An 18264-nucleotide genomic window follows, 5' to 3' on the forward strand; every position below is an offset into this window, starting at 1 on the left:
GTCAGAGATCCGATCCAGGCGGCTTGGGCTTTATGATCGGTACAGTAACAGCTTGTTCCGGTTGGAAAAAGGCTGTCGGGAAGGCCATGTTGCGCACTGCGAGCTATTGGACGGTGTGAAGGTCAAATGTGGGAGCTGGCTTGCCTGCGATAGCATCACTGCGGTCTGACTGATAGACCGAGGTGCCTGCATCGCAGGCAAGCCAGCTCCCACACAAGCCAGCTCTCCCCGAGGTATTAGCGCGGCCCGGAAACCACCAGCATCTGCCCTGGCTTCAATGCCTGGCCGGTGCGCGGGTTCCAACGCTTGAGGTGTTGCATCTCAACGTTGAAGCGCTTGGCCACCATGTACAGCGAGTCACCTTTCTTGACCTTGTACTGCACCGGTTTTTTCGCCGCGACTTTACGCGTGTCCTGCATCACCAGGGTCTGGCCGACCTTGAGCGCCTGGCCGTTGAGCTTGTTCCAGCGCTGCAGGTCATGCACGTCAACCTTGTTGGCCTTGGCGATCAGCGTGAGGTTATCGCCACTGCGTACCTTGTAGCTGCGGGTACGCCCGGCAACCGCCTTGGTCTCGACTTCGTCGAACACCGGCTTCTTGGGGCGCATGCTCAGCAATTCTTCCGGCTTCATCGTCGAAAGGGTGCTGGTCAGCAGTTGGGCCTTGGAGGTTGGTACCAGCAGATGCTGGGGGCCATCCAGAGTGGTGCGTTGTTTCAAGGCCGGGTTGAGCTGGAACAGTTCGTCTTCGTCGATCTCGGCCAGCGCGGCAACCCGTGACAGGTCCATGCTTTGCTTGACTTCAACTACTTCGAAGTACGGTGTGTTGGCAATCGGGTTCAGGTTGACGCCATAGGCCTCGGGCGCCAGTACCACCTGGGACAAGGCCAGGAATTTGGGCACATAGTCCTTGGTTTCCTGAGGCAGGGGCAGGTTCCAGTAGTCAGTGGGCAGGCCGAGCTTTTCGTTGCGCTCGATTGCCCGGCTGACCGTGCCTTCGCCGGCGTTATAGGCCGCCAGGGCCAGCAGCCAGTCGCCGTTGAACATGTCATGCAGACGCGTCAGATAGTCCAGGGCGGCGGTGGTGGAGGCGGTGATGTCGCGGCGGCCATCGTAGGCGCGGGTCTGGCGCAGGTTGAAGTAGCGCCCGGTGGAGGGAATGAACTGCCACAAGCCGACCGCATCGCTGCGCGAATAGGCCATTGGGTTGTAGGCACTTTCAATCACTGGCAGCAGCGCCAGTTCCAGGGGCATGTTGCGTTCTTCAAGGCGTTCGACGATGTAATGAATGTAGAGGCTGCCGCGTTCGCCGGCATTCTCCAGAAAGGAGGGGTTACTGGCGAACCACAGGCGCTGTTGCTCGATGCGCGGGTTGACGCCGACACCGTCCTGCAATTGAAAGCCCCGACGCATGCGTTCCCAGACGTCCTGGGGTACTTCGGGGCTGGGCTTCTCTGATAGCCAAATAGGTTTTTGCTTGATCTTGGCAGCAAGATTCGGTTTGGGTTGCACGGTGGATTGTGCAGCGTAATTGGTCGATTGGCAGCCCGCCAGAGTCGCGGAAACGGCCACCGCCACGGCTTGAGCCAGGCGGGTCAATGCGTCTGAAGAAATGGATTTACGAATAGATGACGACATTGGCTGGAAGTAAGTTCCGGGCAAAAATGTCGGGCGATTCTAGAAAGCGCTTTGGTTCCGGTCAACCATTCAGAAATTACGTATCAGATTGCATCTGGTTAGAACTTATCTTTCCAAGCCCTCAAGCTAGCAAACACCTCGGCCCCAGAGCGGTTGTCGCGGCCGTTCCGTTCGTCCGCTTTTTGTTTAACGGATGTTTCAGCGGTGCGCAGAAAAGGGTTAGTACGTTTTTCCAGGGCCAGGTTGGATGGCAGCGTCATCTGGCCACGGGCGCGAAGTTGGGCGACATTTTCCACCCGTTCGGCGATGTCGGCGTTGTGCGGTTCCACGGCCTGGGCAAATTTCAAGTTACTTTGCGTGTATTCGTGGGTGCAGTACACCTGCGTATCGGCGGGCAGGGCGGCCAGGCGTTCCAGAGAGTTGTACATCTGTTCGGGTGTGCCTTCGAACAGGCGACCGCAACCCGCGGCGAACAAGGTATCGCCACACAGCAATACGCCCTGGTGGTAAAAGGCGATGTGGCCGAGGGTGTGGCCAGGCACGGCGTACACGTCGAAGTCCCAGCCCAGCACGCTGATACGGTCGTTATCCTGCAAGGCCACATCCCGCGCCGGGATCTTTTCGTTGGCCGGGCCGTAGACCGTGGCGCCGGTGACAGTTTTCAGTTGCTCCACACCGCCCACATGATCATGGTGATGATGGGTGACCAGAATGTCGCTGAGGCGCCACTCGGCATTCTGCTTGAGCCAGGCCAGTACTGGCGCGGCATCGCCGGGGTCGACCACGGCGCAGCGCAGGGTCGTGGGGTCTTGTAACAACCAGATGTAGTTGTCGGTGAAGGCGGGTAGGGCACTGATCTGTATCATTCTTCGATTCGCCAAGCTGAACACATTGGTGCATCTTAGAACGTCTAGGCGAGTTGGAGAATGCAATGACTGATAAAGCGTTCGCCCAGGCCGATCCTGAGTGGCTGGCCCTGATCAGCGCCGCCCGCGAATGGTTGTCCGGGCCGATTGGGCAGTTTTTGCTGGAAGAAGAGCGGCGCATGCTCGAAGACGAGCTGGGCCGGTTCTTTGGGGGCTACCTGGTGCATTACGGGCCGTCGGCCGACACGCCGCCCTCGGCACCGCAGGTGCAACGCAATGTACGCCTGGGCGCGCCATTGCCAGGTGTGGAAATCGTCTGCGAGGAACAGGCCTGGCCGTTGAGCGAACACGCCGCCGATGTGGTGGTGTTGCAGCATGGCCTGGATTTCTGCCTGTCGCCCCACGGTTTGTTGCGCGAAGCGGCAAGCAGCGTGCGCCCTGGTGGCCATTTACTGATTGTCGGCATCAACCCCTGGAGCAGTTGGGGCCTGCGCCGTGTGTTCGCCCATGACGGACTGCGTCAGGCGCGTTGCATCGCGCCATCACGGGTGGGCGACTGGCTCAACCTGCTGGGCTTCGCGCTGGAGAAACGCCGCTTCGGGTGCTATCGTCCGCCGCTTGCGACGGCCAAGTGGCAGGGCCGCCTGGCCGGTTGGGAACGCCGCGCAGGGGCCTGGCAGCTGTCGGGTGGTGGCTTCTATTTGCTGGTTGCACGCAAGATCGTGGTCGGGCTGCGACCGGTGCAACAAGTGCGCCGCGAGCCGATCGGCAAGCTCGTGCCGATGCCGTTGGCCAAGGTCAACCGCGAACAACGCGAACCGTAAAACCTCTTTTTGATTTCAGGCCGAATAACCGATGACCGATAGCGTAGAACTCTTCACCGATGGCGCCTGCAAGGGCAACCCCGGCCCGGGCGGCTGGGGCGCCTTGCTAGTGTGCAAGGGCGTGGAGAAGGAATTGTGGGGCGGCGAAGCCAATACCACCAATAACCGCATGGAACTGATGGGCGCGATTCGCGGCCTCGAAGAACTCAAGCGGCGCTGCAACGTACTCCTGGTGACCGACTCGCAGTACGTGATGAAGGGCATCAACGAGTGGATGGTCAACTGGAAAAAACGTGGCTGGAAGACAGCGGCCAAGGAGCCGGTCAAGAACGCCGACCTGTGGCAATTGCTCGATGAACAGTGCAACCGTCACGACATCACCTGGAAATGGGTACGCGGGCACATTGGGCACCCTGGCAACGAGCGCGCCGACCAGTTGGCCAACCGTGGCGTGGATGAAGTGCGCGGCTACAAGCAGAGCTGAGTCAGCGACACCGCAGCGGCCGCTCGAGCCGCTGCTTCACCGCCGCCATCGCGTGTGGCGAATCTACCAGCACGGCATTGAGCTTCAGGCAGGCAGACGTTGGCCTGATCACAAACATCCCGTGATTGTTGTCGCTTACAGAGCCAGGATCGCACGGGCGAGTTGTTCGTCCGTGTATCGCAGATCCACTCTCGTCTGGCGAATATGCCGCAAGGCTGACTCTAGTTGAGCACCGCGTATTGCACCTTCGCTTGCGACAAACGAGGCGGCATCGGCCTTGGCTGCCAGCACAATCTTGTCGTCCTTGAAGCTGCTGCTGGTGCCGCCCGTGGCACTCATCGACAGGCTCACCAAGGCGTCAGTGGTCATCACGAAACTGGTGGCTTGCGCACCGGCAGCGCTGAACAGGCAGGGGATGAACAGCCATTTCAGGTTGAACATGAGTCAGGGAATTCAGTATCTGGAGGAGGCGCGCAGGTTAGCGATGAGGGGCGTAGCAATCCGCAGCAAGTTTGCGAAATCTTGTAAATAACTGTTGGGTGTCCACCGGTGGCTGGGTGCCATGGGCGCTTCGTTTACAGAGCGTGCTAATATCCCGCCCCTTGAACTGTACCGAACCGTTGAGAGCTGAACCCTGATGGCCATCCGATCTGTTGTACTCGATACCGAAACCACCGGCATGCCGGTGACCGATGGTCACCGGATCATCGAAATCGGCTGTGTCGAATTGATGGGGCGCCGCCTGACCGGCCGCCACTTCCACGTCTACCTGCAACCGGACCGCGACAGTGATGAGGGCGCGATTGGCGTCCACGGCATCACCGACGAATTCCTCAAGGGCAAGCCGCGCTTCGCCGAAGTGGCCGATGAGTTCTTCGAATTCATTAATGGCGCCCAGTTGATCATCCATAACGCGGCGTTCGACATCGGCTTCATCAATAACGAATTTGCCCTGATGGGGCAGACCGACCGTGCGGACATCTCCCAGCACTGTACGATCCTCGATACCTTGATGATGGCCCGCGAGCGTCACCCGGGCCAACGCAACAGTCTCGATGCCTTGTGCAAGCGCTATGGCGTCGACAACTCCGGCCGTGAACTCCACGGCGCCTTGCTCGACTCCGAGATCCTGGCCGACGTTTACCTGACCATGACCGGCGGGCAGACCAGCCTGTCCCTGGCCGGTAATGCGTCAGATGGCAGCGGTTCGGCGGAAGGCTCGGGCAACCGCCCTTCGGAAATCCGCCGCTTGCCAGCTGATCGCAAACCGACGCCGATCATCCGTGCCAGCGAGCAGGACCTGGCCGAGCATGCGGCACGCTTGGAAGCGATCGCCAAGGCAGCCGGTGCGCCGGCGTTGTGGACTCAACTCACTCAGCAATAACCGCTCATGTAGGAGGAGCAGGCTTGCAGTCATGGGTACTTACACAGTTGCATCTGTGGCGAGGGAGCTTGCTCCCGTGGCGGCCTGCCAGCCAATACCTATCTACCTGACGCTGCGCGATCAAACTGTGGGAGCTGGCTTGCCTGCGATAGCGGCCTGCCAGCCAACGCCTATCGACCTGACGCCCCGCGATCAAATTGTGGGAGCGGGCTTGCTCGCGAATGCGGCCTGACAGTCAACACGGTTGGATTGGGTACATCTCCATTCCTGCGGTGACGGCCACTTAGCGTTGCGCTCTGACAGCGGGTCACTTTGGAAAAGCCGGAATGCCGGCCCAGCCCACCCACATTTGGATTGCGGAGCCTCAGGTAGATAAGTGTCGGCTGGCAGGCCGCATTCGCAGGCAAGCCAGCTCCCACAGTTTGATCGCGGGGTGTGAGGCAGGTATGGCCCGGCAGGCGGGCCGTCACGGGAGCAAGCTCCCTCGCGACTTATGTAGATACCTCTCGACCACCTGTGAAATCTTCATTCGCCACATCTGCTTCCAGCTTCTACCCTTTGTGCAAAGCCTCCGGAGTAAGAGTGCTCATGTACAAAGACCTGAAGTTCCCCGTTCTGATCGTGCACCGTGACATCAAGGCCGACACCGTTGCCGGTGACCGGGTTCGAGGCATCGCCAGGGAGTTGGAACAGGAGGGCTTCAGTATTTTTTCTGCGGTGGACTACGCCGAGGGGCGGCTAGTGGCCGCTACCCATCACGGCCTGGCCTGCATGCTGATCGCCGCCGAAGGCGCTGGGGAAAACACCCATCTGTTGCAAAACATGGTTGAGCTGATTCGCCTGGCGCGTCTGCGTGCACCCAACCTGCCGATCTTTGCGTTGGGCGAGCAAGTCACCTTGGAAAACGCGCCCGCCGATGCCATGAGCGAGCTCAACCAACTGCGCGGCATCCTATATCTGTTCGAAGACACCGTGCCGTTTCTGGCGCGCCAGGTCGCCCGCGCCGCACGCACTTACCTGGATGGCCTGTTGCCGCCGTTCTTCAAGGCGCTGGTGCAACACACCGCCGACTCCAATTATTCCTGGCACACCCCCGGTCATGGCGGTGGCGTGGCCTATCGCAAAAGCCCGGTGGGGCAGGCCTTTCATCAGTTCTTTGGGGAAAACACCCTGCGCTCTGACTTGTCGGTGTCGGTGCCCGAACTGGGCTCGCTGCTCGATCACACCGGGCCTTTGGCCGAAGCCGAGGCCCGCGCCGCGCGCAACTTTGGCGCCGACCATACGTTCTTCGTGATCAACGGCACGTCCACCGCCAACAAGATCGTCTGGCATTCCATGGTGGGGCGCGATGACCTGGTGCTAGTGGACCGCAATTGCCACAAGTCGGTGTTGCATTCGATCATCATGACCGGCGCGATCCCGCTGTACCTGTGCCCGGAGCGCAACGAGCTGGGGATCATCGGCCCTATCCCCCTGAGCGAATTCAGCCCTGAGTCGATCCGCGCCAAGATCGACGCCAGCCCCTTGACCCGTGGGCGACCACCGAAAGTGAAATTGGCGGTGGTGACCAACTCCACCTATGACGGCCTGTGTTACAACGCCGAACTGATCAAGCAGCAACTAGGCAACAGTGTCGAGGTGCTGCACTTTGATGAGGCCTGGTATGCCTATGCTGCCTTTCACGAGTTCTTCGCCGGGCGTTATGGCATGGGTACCTCGCGCACGCCGGACAGCCCCTTGGTGTTCACCACCCACAGTACGCATAAATTGCTGGCCGCATTCAGCCAGGCGTCGATGATCCACGTGCAGGACGGCGGCGCACGGCAACTGGACCGTGACCGCTTCAATGAAGCCTTCATGATGCATATCTCCACCTCGCCGCAATACAGCATCATCGCGTCGCTGGATGTGGCCTCGGCAATGATGGAGGGCCCGGCCGGACGCTCGCTGCTTCAGGAAATGTTCGACGAGGCCTTGAGTTTTCGTCGCGCCCTGGCCAACTTGCGCCAGCATATCGCGGCCGAAGACTGGTGGTTTTCCATCTGGCAGCCACCCTCGGTCGCGGGCATCGACCGGGTCGCCACAGCGGATTGGTTGTTGCACCCTGGGGATGAGTGGCATGGCTTTGGCGACGTGGTAGAGGACTACGTGCTGCTGGACCCGATCAAAGTCACGCTGGTGATGCCTGGCCTCAACGCCGGTGGGGCCTTGAGCGAGTGTGGGATTCCCGCTGCAGTGGTCAGCAAGTTCCTCTGGGAGCGCGGGCTGGTGGTGGAGAAGACTGGGCTGTATTCGTTTCTCGTGCTGTTTTCCATGGGCATTACCAAAGGTAAATGGAGCACCTTGCTCACCGAGCTGCTGGAGTTCAAGCGTAGCTACGATGCCAATGTCAGCCTGGCCAGTTGCTTGCCGTCGGTGTATGCCCAAGGCCCGGTGCGTTATCAAGGCCTGGGGCTGCGCGACCTTTGCGACCAGTTGCACAGCTGTTACCGTAGTAATGCCACAGCCAGGCACCTCAAACGTATGTATACGGTATTGCCGCAAATCGCGATGAAACCCGCCGATGCCTACGACCAACTGGTCAGGGGCGAGGTGGAGGCGGTCTGCATCGATGCCTTGGCCGGACGCATCGCCGCCGTGATGCTGGTGCCTTACCCGCCGGGCATACCTCTGATCATGCCCGGCGAACGCTTCACCGAGTCAACCCGTTCAATCATCGATTACCTGGCATTTGCCCGCACGTTCGATAGCAGTTTCCCCGGTTTTGTCGCGGATGTGCATGGGCTGCAACACGAAGATGACGGCAGTGGCCGTCGTTACACCGTCGATTGCATCAAGGGTTAAGGAAGTTTATGCAAGCTGTGATGAACCCGAAGTATCCAGGGCTCAGTGTGCGAGTCGCCGACGAAGGTTTTGACGCCTATGTGTGGGGCAACGATTTCAGCTTTGAAGTCAGCGCCTATGGGGTGCCGCAAATGGGCCAGCGCGTCGACCAATGGCCGGTGGAAAAAGTGCTGCCGTACCGCAAGTGCTATGGCATCGACCCGGAAGAATTCGCCAGTTTTCGTGATGCCGCCGACAGCTCGATCTTCATGGCGTACCTGGATGACCGCGCAGTGGGGCATATCGTGGTCAGCACCAACTGGAACGGTTTCGCCCATGTTGACGAGTTGGCTGTGGCGTTACCGGCGCGTCGACATGGCGTGGCCAAGTCGTTGTTGGACGTGGCGCAGTTCTGGGCTCGCAAGAAGAACCTGCCGGGCATGATGCTTGAGACCCAGAACAACAACCTCGGCGCCTGTCGCCTGTATGAGCGTTGTGGCTATGTAATGGGCGGCATCGATCAACTGCGTTATCGCGGGATTGACCCGCAAACCCGCGAGGTCGCGATTTTCTGGTATCGGTTGTTCAAGGCGCAAGTGGAGGCGGTCTGACCTCCTACAGGGGCTTGGTGTCGTTACCAAGCAGGCTTTCGGCTTTCTGGATGACGATCTCCAGCAGCGCATTCAATGCAGGGGAGGCCGCAGCGTCTTTCAAGGTCAGCGCATACAGGCTGACCACTATCGGTGGTGACACCGGGCACGCATCAAGCCCGGACTCGCGTGCACCCAAGGCGGTGAACGGGTCGACAATCGCCAGGCCTTCCCCGGCTTCCACCAGGCCGCGCATCATCGGGTAGGTTTGTACGCGCGTCTGCACCACGGGCACCGGCCGCAGGGCATGCAGCTTGGCGTCCAGCAAACGGCTGAGCGGATCATGGCCTTCAAGGCCGATCAACGATTGGCCGGCCAACTCCTGCAGCGCAATGTACTTTTGCTTGGGCTTGAGCCAGCCATGGGGGGCCAGCAACTGCAATTTGCCTTGGGCCAGCACCGTGCTCTGGATATGGGGGTGTTCTGGGTCATGCAGGCTCAGGCCCACATCGGCTTCATGTAGCAGCAGGCTGTTGATGATCTCGCCAACTGGCCGGCTCGACAGGTTACACGGCATGTCCTGGAAGCGTCGACGCAGCGCGGCAATGCTCTGCGGCAACAGTTGGTTGGCCAACGGCGGTGTGCAGAGGGCGCGCAGGGGCGGAGCATGATGGTGTTTCAAGCGGCTGGCAAGGCGTTGCAACGGCTCCAGGGCTTCATACAGAGTTGTGATTTGTGCCTGCAACTCCAGGGTTTCCCGCGTGGCCTGCAAGCGCCCGCGCACGCTGGCGAACAGCATGAAGCCCAGTTGCTGCTCGGCATCCTTGAGGGTGGCGTCTACATCGCCCACGGGGAGTTGCAACCACTCGGCGGCGGTGCCGAGGTGGCCGGTCTGCAAGATGGCCTGAATCACTTCGATATGACGTAAACGCATGGCCGGAGTCTATGTGCAGTGCGCAGGGGATTCAATGGCGCAGGCCTTCGTGCGCAAAAAAGACTGCCGGGGTCGTCCCGGCCTATGGCGCTCAGCCAGGACCCCATTAGAATGGCGGGTCTGATCAGCAACGACCCCTGCCGGTTTGCCGGTACTTAAAATAAAAAACAGGTCTGGTCTCATATGCCTCTACCCTCGACTTTCTTCGGGGTAACGGCCAAGCAACTCGTGGTCCTGGTGACCGTGGGAGGCCTGGCGGCTTACTTCTTCAATCATCAGGATGAACCGACGCCGGACAATCTCGCACTGGAAGCCTTTATTCGCTCCCAGCAACAGGTGGGCGAGCAGGTGGGCGCAGTCGTGGGGATCAGCCTGATCAGGGAGGTGGAGGCTTACCCCGCGTACAACGCAGCAGGTTACAAGCGCTCGATGTTTACCGTGCAAGGGGAGCACGGCCAGGTGCTGGTGACGCTCAAGCAAGACGAACAGGGCATAGAGATGACGCAGATCCGCCGCCCATGAGCTTCCCCAGCCCAGCCCCCAGGACTGAGCAGGTGAACAAGGCAAGCGCTTACGATGCCAGAGTGGTTTCGGACTCGCGCACGAGAATGGTGCCCGACTGGATCAGTTTGAATTCATCACCTTCCAGCTTTTCTACACGGTCGCCAATGGCCAGCTTGTAGGTCGTGGTGGGCGTCGATCCGGCCAGGTCGCCTTGCGCCGGGTTGGATTCCTGAAACTCATGCACCGAATACACGCGGCCTTCCGCGTCTCTGGCATGAAACTGTCCAACAAGTACTGCAGCCATCTGTTTAGAACCTCTGGAGATAAACACTCGATTTGCGGTTCTGTAGACCGTCAGGGAGCGGGGTAGTTTACCTATAAGAAAAAAATACTATTCGCTGATATTTTCAGACGCTTCCTACGCAAGTGCTTGCAAGGAAAACGTCGAGGGAATCCGCACAACCCTCTGGTGAACGCGTCGCGAAGCCTCTATAACTACAAGCTCCTTTATTCAGAAGTCGGGAAACCTCAATGAGCAAGGTCTACACGATTGCCGTCCTGGTGGGCAGCTTGAGAAAAGAGTCGATCAACCGCAAGGTCGCCCTGGCCCTGGCCGAACTGGCCCCCGCCAATCTCAAGTTGAACATTGTTGAAATCGGCGACTTGCCGCTCTACAACGAGGACATCGACGGTGCAACACCGCCCGCAGCCTACAGTACTTTTCGCAAACAAGTGAGTTCATCCGACGCGGTGCTGTTCGTCACCCCCGAATACAACCGCTCCGTGCCGGCGGCCTTGAAAAATGCCATTGACGTGGGCTCGCGCCCATACGGGCAAAGCGCCTGGAGTGGCAAGCCCGGGGCGATCATCAGCGTGTCGCCGGGTGCCATTGGCGGTTTTGGCGCCAACCACCATTTGCGCCAGTCCCTGGTGTTCCTGGATGTGTGGTGCATGCAACAGCCGGAAGCCTACCTGGGCGGGGCGGGCAATGTGTTCGATGAGGCGGGGAAGGTGTCCGAAAAGACCAAGCCGTTCCTGCAGGCATTCATCGATGCCTACGGTAAGTGGGTAGAAAAACAGAAGGATTGATTTGGCAATGCGCTCAAATGTGGGAGCGGGCTTGCTCGCGAAGGCGGTGGTTCAGCAGAGACATCATCGGCTGAACCACCGCCTTCGCGAGCAAGCCCGCTCCCACAATGGGGTTATCGCAACCAGTTGGTGCGTGCCAGTTCGATAACCTCATCGCCACGCCCGCTCATCACCGCCTTGAGCATGTACAGGCTGAACCCCTTGGCCTGTTCCAGCTTGATGCTCGGCGGCATCACCAGTTCCTGAGTCGCGGTCACCACATCCACCAACACCGGGCCATCGTGGGCCAGGGCACGGCGCAGTGCCGGCTCCAAGTCTTCGGATTGCTCCACACGTATGCCCAAAATGCCCATGGCATTGGACATGGCCGCAAAGTCCGGGTTTTTCAGCTCGGTGCCGGTGTCCAGGTAACCTGCAGCCTTCATCTCCATGGCGACAAAGCCCAGGGACGAATTGTTGAACACCACAAGTTTGACCGGCAATTGCAGTTGCGCCAGGGAAATGAAATCCCCCATCAACATGGTGAAACCACCGTCCCCAGACATCGAGATCACCTGCCGTCCAGGGAATGCCGCCTGGGCGCCGATAGCCTGAGGCATGGCGTTGGCCATCGAGCCATGGTTGAACGAGCCGATCAGCCGGCGCTTGCCGTTCATCTTCAGATAACGCGCCGCCCACACGGTGGGTGAGCCGACATCGGCGGTAAAGATCGCATCATCATCGGCCAGCTCGCTGAGCAAGCGCGCCACATACTGGGGATGGATCGGCCGGCCGGCCTTGGACGGTTGCGCCAGGTCATCCAGGCCTTGGCGGGCCTTTTCGTAGTGCTTGAGGGAGGTATCGAGGAAGCTGCGATCGGTCTTGCGGGTCAGGCGCGGCAACAGCGCGTCGATGGTTTCACTGACGTCGGCGGCGATGCCCAAATCCAGGGTCGCACGACGCCCCAGGGCTTGGGGGTTGCGGTCCACCTGGATGATCCTGGCGTCGGTCGGGTAGAACTGGCGATAAGGGAAGTCGGTGCCGAGCATGACCAAGGTGTCGCAATCGAGCATGGCGTGGTAGCCGGAGCTAAAACCGATCAGGCCGGTCATGCCGACGTCGAACGGGTTATCCCACTCCACATGCTCCTTGCCCCTCAGTGCGTGCACCACCGGCGCGCCGAGGGCGTCGGCCAGCGCCACCACTTGATCGTGGGCACCGGCACAGCCGCTGCCACACAGCAGAGTGACTTTCTCGCTGCTCTGGAGCATGTCGGTGAGGCGCTGCAAGTCCTGCTCAACCGGCAGGGTGCGCGGTGCGTGCAAGGCCGGCCACGGCTTGAGCTTATCTTCCACCTCCAGCAGCGACACATCCCCCGGAATCACCACCACCGCCACGCCTCGGTTAAGAATCGCCGAACGCATGGCACGGTGCAGGACATGGGGCATCTGCTCGGGGTTGCTCACCAGCTCGATAAAATGGCTGCACTCCTTGAACAGTTCCTGGGGATGGGTTTCCTGAAAGTAATTCAGGCCAACCTCCGATGACGGAATCTGCGCGGCAATCGCCAGCACCGGCACATGGTTGCGATGGCAATCGAACAAACCATTGATCAAATGCAGGTTGCCCGGCCCGCAACTGCCGGCGCACACCGTCAACTCGCCGGTGGCCGCCGCTTCGGCACCGGCAGCGAAGGCGGCGACCTCCTCGTGGCGCACATGCATCCACTCGATGCTGTCCATGCTGCGCAGGGCGTCGGTCAGGCCATTGAGGCTGTCGCCGGTGAGCCCCCAGATACGCTTGATACCCGCTTGTTCCAGGGTGGTCGCCAACTGCTGGGCCAGGTTGATTTTCGCCATGAGGAACTCCAATCGTCAGTGAGGTTGAAAAACTGCTGATCAGTAGGGGACAGTTCAATCACGGCGAATGCTCCGCCTTTAATGTGAAGATTGCGTCATGCTTGCGCGGTATTGCCGCGTACGCCGCGCGATAAACCACTGGTCACAGGCCAGTGCCAGCCAGGGCGCAACGTTGGGGTTGGGCAGGCGGCCGCGGCTCAGACGGCGCATCTGGTCGCGCACCACGGCGAGGGTGGCGAGGGCGGCCAGGGGTTTGCGCTTCCATTCCATGGGCCGCAGTTGTGGGTTGAGGTCGCGACCTTCACGCCACTGTTTGATCAGTTGCGGCTCCAGGGTCAGGGCGGTGGCGATGCCGGCCATGGCGATGCCGCTGTCCAATACTTGCTGGACCACCGGCAAGCGGCGAATACCTCCGGTCACCATCAGTGGCATGGTGGCGATGCTCGCCATTTGTGTGGCGAAATCCAAAAAGTAGGCTTCACGGGCCAAGGTGCGGCCGTCCCGCGCCTCACCTTGCATGGCCGGCGCTTCATAGCTGCCGCCGGACAATTCAAGCAAATCGATCGGCAGTGTATTGAGCATCTCCACTACTGCGCGCGCATCGGTCTCATCGAAGCCGCCGCGCTGGAAGTCTGCGGAATTGAGCTTTACCGACACACAAAATGAAGGGCTGACGCTGGCACGTACGGCACGGACGACCTCCAGCAACAGGCGTGCGCGGTTTTCCAAGGGGCCGCCCCAGCGGTCGGTACGGTGGTTGCTCAAGGGCGAGAGGAACTGACTCAACAAATAGCCATGGGCGCCGTGGATCTGCACCCCGGTGAACCCGGCTTGCTCGGCCAGGCGGGCGCTGGTGGCGAAGCGCTTGATGACGTCCTGGATGTCGTCTTCGGTCATGGCCTTGGGTTTGGCGAACATCTTGGAAAAACTGCCCACATCCAGCGCAATAGCCGAGGGGGCCAACGCTTGTTGACCGAGGTTGGCCATGGTCTGGCGGCCCGGATGGCTGAGCTGTACCCAGAAGTGCACACCTTTGGCCCGGGCTACGTCGGCCCATTCACGAAAACTGGCCAGGTGTTGCTCGTTTTCTAGCGCGACACCGCCAGGGCCGGTCATGGCGCGGCGGTCGACCATCACGTTACCGGTCAGCAGCAGGCCGGGCTCGCCGTCGGCCCAGGTCTTGTACAGCTGCTTCAAGGCTTTGGACGGTGCCTGATGCAGGTCCGCCATGTTCTCTTCCATCGCGGCCTTGGCGATGCGATTGGCGATGACTTGGCCGTTAGGCAGTTGCAGCGATTCGAACGGTGACATGGGTTAACTCCTGAGCAGGGGAGGTCTCAGGCTAAGCTTAAAGTTAACTTTAATGTCAAGCGGGAGTCGATCACACAGGATTGACGGGCGATGGAACGGTAGGAGCGAGGCGTTCCCCTCGCTCCTGCAGAGTGTCAGCGGCGGCGGAACAGCGGCAAAGGTTCATCGGTGGCCGCTTGATAGGTCACCGAGAAATCCTTGAGGCTTTCCAGCGCTTCGTACGGGTCTTTGTCCGCGCGCAAGGCGAAGGCATCGAACCCGCAGCGGTGCAGGTAGAACAGTTGGTCACGCAGCACGTCGCCAATGGCCCGCAGTTCACCCTTGTAGCCATAACGGTCACGCAGCAGGCGGGCATTGGAGTAGTTGCGCCCGTCGGTGAAGGCCGGGAAGTTAAGGGCGATGACCTGAAAATGCTGCACGTCATCACCGATTTCTTCGGCTTCTTCATCGGCGTCCAGCCACACACCCAGGCCGCCATCGCGGGCCTTGAGGGCATGGCCGTGCTCGCGCCACAGTGCCAGCGGCACGATCAGGTCGTCGCAGTTGGAGATGCCGTCGAAGCTCGCGTCCTTGGGCAGCAGGTGCCAGGTTTCGTCGACGACTGCGTTGTTCTTAATGATTCGCTGCATAGACACGCTCCTTGAACAGGTCGATGCCGATGCGCTGGTAGGTGTCGATGAAGCGCTCATCTTCGGTACGCTGTTCGATATACACGTCGATCAGCTTGCCGATCACCTCTGGCATGGCTTCCTGGGCGAAGGATGGGCCGAGGATCTTGCCCAGGCTCGCATCGCGGCTGGCGCTGCCACCCAGGGACACTTGGTAGAATTCTTCGCCTTTCTTGTCCACGCCCAGGATGCCGATGTGGCCGACGTGGTGGTGACCACAGGCGTTCATGCAACCGGAGATGTTCAGGTCCAGCTCGCCGATGTCGAACAGGTAATCCAGGTCGTCGAAACGGCGTTGGATCGACTCGGCAATCGGGATCGACTTGGCGTTGGCCAGGGAGCAGAAGTCGCCGCCCGGGCAGCAGATGATATCGGTCAGCAGGCCGATGTTCGGCGTAGCAAAGCCGCCTTCGCGCAGTTCGCCCCACAGGGTGAACAATTGGCTTTGTTCAACGTCCGCAAGAATGATGTTCTGCTCGTGGGAGGTGCGCAGTTGGCCAAAGCTGTAGCGCTCGGCCAGGTCGGCGACGGCATCCAGCTGCTTGTCGGTGATATCGCCAGGGGCAACACCGGTGGGCTTGAGCGACAGGGTCACTGCCACGTAGCCGGGCTTCTTGTGCGCCAGGGTATTGCGCGTGCGCCAGCGAGCGAAACCTGGGTGTTGCTGGTCGAGTGCGGCCAGCTCGGCGTCCTGATTGCTCAGGGCCTGGTACTCCGGGTCGACGAAGTGCTTGGCGACGCGGTGCACTTCGGCTTCGGTCAGGGTGGTCTGGCCGCCGCGCAGGTGTTCCATTTCGGCATCGACTTTCTGGGCAAACACCTCAGGGGTCAGCGCCTTGACCAGGATCTTGATCCGGGCCTTGTACTTGTTGTCGCGACGGCCATAGCGGTTGTAGACCCGCAGGATGGCGTCGAGGTAGCTCAACAGGTCCTGCCACGGCAGGAACTCGTTGATAAAGGCGCCGACCACCGGGGTACGGCCCAGGCCACCGCCGACCAATACGCGAAAACCCAGCTCGCCGGCGGCGTTGTACACCGGCTCCAGGCCGATGTCGTGCACTTCGATGGCGGCACGGTCCGAGGTCGAGCCATTGATGGCGATCTTGAACTTGCGCGGCAGGTAGGCGAATTCGGGGTGGAAGGTGGTCCACTGGCGCACGATTTCACACCATGGCCGTGGGTCGATCAGCTCATCGGCAGCGACGCCGGCAAATTGGTCGGTGGTCACGTTGCGCAGGCAGTTACCGCTGGTCTGAATGGCGTGCATCTGCACGGTAGCCAGTTCAGCCAGGATGTCCGGCACATCTTCCAGGGCTGGCCAGTTGAACTGCACGTTCTGGCGGGTGCTGATGTGGGCATAGCCTTTGTCGAAGTCGCGGGCGATCTTGGCCATCATTCGCGTCTGGCGCGACGTCAGTTGGCCATAGGGCACGGCCACCCTCAGCATCGGTGCAAAGCGCTGCACATAAAGGCCATTTTGCAGGCGCAGAGGGCGGAACTCTTCTTCGCTCAGTTCACCTGCTAAGTAGCGTCGGGTCTGATCACGGAACTGCTTGACGCGGTCCTCGATGATGCGCTGATCGTATTCGTCGTATACGTACATATAGGTCCTGTTCTCGGCAAATCTGCGCGCACGGCCGCGCACTCCCAACGGAGCCGGCGCACGATACCAGTTTGCGTATATGCGCAAAAGTGATGTTTGGGTATATGTAAATAACCAAACTGACTAATGAGAACCGTTATCGCCATACCCACATTTGTCATAGGGAAAACTCTGGTCTTTACTGTGATCGAGTCTTAGTGCAGTCACCTATAAAACCGACAAGAGGCGATGCGATGAGCAATTCCACCAAAGCCCGTAAACCCGACAGTACCGTGGATGCCTGGGCCATTTTATTTTTGATCATCCTGGTGGTGGGAACCGCCGTGTTCTGGGTTAGCCACCAGTAAAGCAGCGGGTTGATTGAACCTCGATTGAATATCTAATTGCCACTATCATGGCGCTCTATGTTCAAGGTTCAGACAACCATGTTGAAGGTTCTGATGGCGTGTGTGTGGTTGCTGGGGTCGGCGTACGGGGCAATCGCCCAGGCTGCGTCGGTGGTGTTTCTCAACCCTGGCCGGTCTTCGGAAACCTTCTGGGTCAGTTATGCGCAATTCATGCAGGCCGGCGCCAAGGACCTCGGCCTGGATTTGCGTGTGCGCTATTCCGAGCGTGACAACCAAGTCACCCTGGCCCATGCGCGAGAGGCATTGCTGGGCACTGAACGACCTGATTACCTGGTGCTGGTGAATGAGCAATACGTTGCCCCGCAAATCATGCGCATGGCCCAGGGCAGCGGGGTGAAATTACTGATCGTCAACAACGCCCTGACGCCCGACCAGACGCAGCTCTTGGACGCCTACCACGACACCCGGTTGATCGGCAGCATGGTCGCGGACGACGAGCAGGCCGGCTACCTGATGTTGACCGACTTGTTGCGCCAACACGGGCCGATAGCTTCTGGCGCAACGCTGGACCTGCTGGCATTTTCCGGTGCCAAGACCACACCGGCGGCGCAGTTGCGTGAACAGGGCCTGCGCCGCGCCCTGGCCGAACATCCGCAAGTGCGCCTGCGCCAGTTGGTCTACGGTGAATGGAACCGCCAGCGCGCCTACGAACAAGCCACGCAGATGCTCAAGCGCTATCCACAATCGGCCCTGGTGTGGTCGGCCAATGATGAGATGGCATTGGGCGCCATGCAGGCCCTGCAAGACAGCGGTCGGGTACCGGGCAAGGATGTGTTGTTCAGTGCGGTCAACAGTTCGCCGCAGATCCTTGCAGCACGCCTGGACGGGCGCCTGAGTACGCTGGTGGCGGGGCACTTCACCCTGGGCGGCTGGGCAATGGTGTTGATCCATGATGAGGCCAAGGGTGTCGATATCGGCGCCCTTGGCGGTCGCAACCGCCAACAGGCCTTGTTCCAATTGATCGATGTTGCCCAGGCACGGCGCCTGATGGGGCCCATGCGGTCGGTGGAATTTCGCGCACTGTCGGCGGTGGGCAAGCCCCCGTCCTACCGTTACCCGTTCAGCTTGCAACTACTGCTGCGTTAAACCCCGGCCAGGTGCAGCACCAATTTGACGATGCCAAATAAGGTCAAGGCAAACACCACCGTAAACAGGATGCCCAGCATTACAAAGTGGCTAGGCTTGCCGTGGGTAAAATCGCGGGCGCGGTTCTTGCCGCTTTGCACACCAAAAGCCGCCGCCATCACGCTGTGCAGCATCTGCCAGAAGGTCGGCGGCTTGTTATCGATTGGGTCGTCCATA

At 60.1% G+C, this 18264-nt stretch carries 18 protein-coding genes; 8 read left to right on the forward strand and 10 right to left on the reverse strand.

Going from position 1 to position 18264, the window contains the following annotated elements; all coding sequences use genetic code 11:
- Window positions 1-236: 236 nt before the first annotated feature.
- Window positions 237-1637, reverse strand: coding sequence for a transglycosylase SLT domain-containing protein (locus AB4P90_RS12985; RefSeq protein WP_020301567.1), 1401 nt, complete (start codon window positions 1635-1637; stop codon window positions 237-239).
- Window positions 1638-1735: 98 nt separating this feature from the next.
- Complete coding sequence (gene gloB, locus AB4P90_RS12990; protein WP_014718257.1) at window positions 1736-2503, reverse strand: hydroxyacylglutathione hydrolase; 768 nt, start codon at window positions 2501-2503, stop codon at window positions 1736-1738.
- A 65-nt stretch (window positions 2504-2568) separates the two neighbouring features.
- On the opposite strand from gloB, the gene AB4P90_RS12995 reads away from it, so the two are divergent.
- Both AB4P90_RS12995 and rnhA read left to right on the forward strand, forming a co-directional pair.
- On the forward strand, window positions 2569-3327 hold the full coding sequence (locus AB4P90_RS12995; RefSeq protein ID WP_003190694.1) for a class I SAM-dependent methyltransferase: 759 nt from the start codon (window positions 2569-2571) through the stop codon (window positions 3325-3327).
- A 31-nt stretch (window positions 3328-3358) separates the two neighbouring features.
- Complete coding sequence (gene rnhA, locus AB4P90_RS13000; protein ID WP_003173571.1) at window positions 3359-3811, forward strand: ribonuclease HI; 453 nt, start codon at window positions 3359-3361, stop codon at window positions 3809-3811.
- A gap of 135 nt (window positions 3812-3946) precedes the next feature.
- On the opposite strand, the gene AB4P90_RS13005 is transcribed toward rnhA, so the two are convergent.
- Entirely contained in the window at window positions 3947-4252 is a 306-nt protein-coding gene (locus AB4P90_RS13005; protein ID WP_014718258.1) for a DUF2388 domain-containing protein, read from the reverse strand.
- Between the two features lie 202 nt (window positions 4253-4454).
- On the opposite strand from AB4P90_RS13005, the gene dnaQ reads away from it, so the two are divergent.
- The 3 genes from dnaQ (at window position 4455) to AB4P90_RS13020 (ending at window position 8629) form a co-directional block, all read left to right on the forward strand.
- On the forward strand, window positions 4455-5195 hold the full coding sequence (gene dnaQ / locus AB4P90_RS13010) for a DNA polymerase III subunit epsilon (RefSeq protein ID WP_164692278.1): 741 nt from the start codon (window positions 4455-4457) through the stop codon (window positions 5193-5195).
- 588 nt (window positions 5196-5783) lie between these two features.
- Window positions 5784-8039, forward strand: a complete 2256-nt coding sequence (locus AB4P90_RS13015) for an Orn/Lys/Arg decarboxylase N-terminal domain-containing protein (RefSeq protein WP_395605954.1) — start codon at window positions 5784-5786, stop codon at window positions 8037-8039.
- 20 nt (window positions 8040-8059) lie between these two features.
- Window positions 8060-8629, forward strand: a complete 570-nt coding sequence (locus AB4P90_RS13020; protein ID WP_032903567.1) for a GNAT family N-acetyltransferase — start codon at window positions 8060-8062, stop codon at window positions 8627-8629.
- A 4-nt stretch (window positions 8630-8633) separates the two neighbouring features.
- Here AB4P90_RS13020 and AB4P90_RS13025 read toward each other — a convergent pair whose 3' ends face one another.
- Window positions 8634-9542 (reverse strand): LysR substrate-binding domain-containing protein, encoded by a 909-nt coding sequence (locus tag AB4P90_RS13025; RefSeq protein ID WP_073843191.1) that lies wholly within the window; start codon window positions 9540-9542, stop codon window positions 8634-8636.
- Between the two features lie 183 nt (window positions 9543-9725).
- Between AB4P90_RS13025 and AB4P90_RS13030 the strand changes: the two genes are divergently transcribed.
- Window positions 9726-10064: a hypothetical protein gene (locus AB4P90_RS13030; RefSeq protein ID WP_020301563.1), complete on the forward strand. Its 339-nt coding sequence runs from the start codon at window positions 9726-9728 to the stop codon at window positions 10062-10064.
- A gap of 49 nt (window positions 10065-10113) precedes the next feature.
- Here AB4P90_RS13030 and AB4P90_RS13035 read toward each other — a convergent pair whose 3' ends face one another.
- On the reverse strand, window positions 10114-10350 hold the full coding sequence (locus AB4P90_RS13035) for a hypothetical protein (protein WP_032874044.1): 237 nt from the start codon (window positions 10348-10350) through the stop codon (window positions 10114-10116).
- Window positions 10351-10577: 227 nt separating this feature from the next.
- Here AB4P90_RS13035 and AB4P90_RS13040 point away from each other — a divergent pair, with 227 nt between their 5' ends.
- A complete protein-coding gene (locus AB4P90_RS13040) occupies window positions 10578-11135 on the forward strand; it encodes an NADPH-dependent FMN reductase (protein WP_032903539.1) in 558 nt (185 codons plus the stop codon).
- Window positions 11136-11248: 113 nt separating this feature from the next.
- Here AB4P90_RS13040 and poxB read toward each other — a convergent pair whose 3' ends face one another.
- The 4 genes from poxB to AB4P90_RS13060 all read right to left on the reverse strand — a co-directional run bounded on the left by poxB (window position 11249) and on the right by AB4P90_RS13060 (window position 16555).
- Complete coding sequence (gene poxB, locus AB4P90_RS13045) at window positions 11249-12973, reverse strand: ubiquinone-dependent pyruvate dehydrogenase (protein WP_395605955.1); 1725 nt, start codon at window positions 12971-12973, stop codon at window positions 11249-11251.
- Between the two features lie 78 nt (window positions 12974-13051).
- A complete protein-coding gene (locus AB4P90_RS13050; RefSeq protein ID WP_032903541.1) occupies window positions 13052-14284 on the reverse strand; it encodes an NADH:flavin oxidoreductase/NADH oxidase family protein in 1233 nt (410 codons plus the stop codon).
- Between the two features lie 134 nt (window positions 14285-14418).
- Window positions 14419-14913, reverse strand: coding sequence for a DUF934 domain-containing protein (locus tag AB4P90_RS13055; RefSeq protein ID WP_003190711.1), 495 nt, complete (start codon window positions 14911-14913; stop codon window positions 14419-14421).
- Window positions 14897-16555, reverse strand: a complete 1659-nt coding sequence (locus tag AB4P90_RS13060; RefSeq protein WP_032903543.1) for a nitrite/sulfite reductase — start codon at window positions 16553-16555, stop codon at window positions 14897-14899. The genes AB4P90_RS13055 and AB4P90_RS13060 overlap by 17 nt, the downstream gene beginning before the upstream one ends.
- Window positions 16556-16980: 425 nt before the next feature.
- Between AB4P90_RS13060 and AB4P90_RS13065 the strand changes: the two genes are divergently transcribed.
- A complete protein-coding gene (locus tag AB4P90_RS13065; RefSeq protein ID WP_288855954.1) occupies window positions 16981-18048 on the forward strand; it encodes an ABC transporter substrate-binding protein in 1068 nt (355 codons plus the stop codon).
- On the opposite strand, the gene AB4P90_RS13070 is transcribed toward AB4P90_RS13065, so the two are convergent.
- A complete protein-coding gene (locus AB4P90_RS13070) occupies window positions 18045-18263 on the reverse strand; it encodes a DUF2970 domain-containing protein (RefSeq protein ID WP_019820265.1) in 219 nt (72 codons plus the stop codon). The two genes, AB4P90_RS13065 and AB4P90_RS13070, sit on opposite strands and share 4 nt — an antisense overlap.
- Window position 18264: the final 1 nt, after the last annotated feature.

The organism is Pseudomonas sp. B16120, from assembly GCF_044218845.1.
In the GTDB taxonomy this organism is placed as follows: Bacteria; Pseudomonadota; Gammaproteobacteria; order Pseudomonadales; family Pseudomonadaceae; genus Aquipseudomonas; species Aquipseudomonas paracarnis.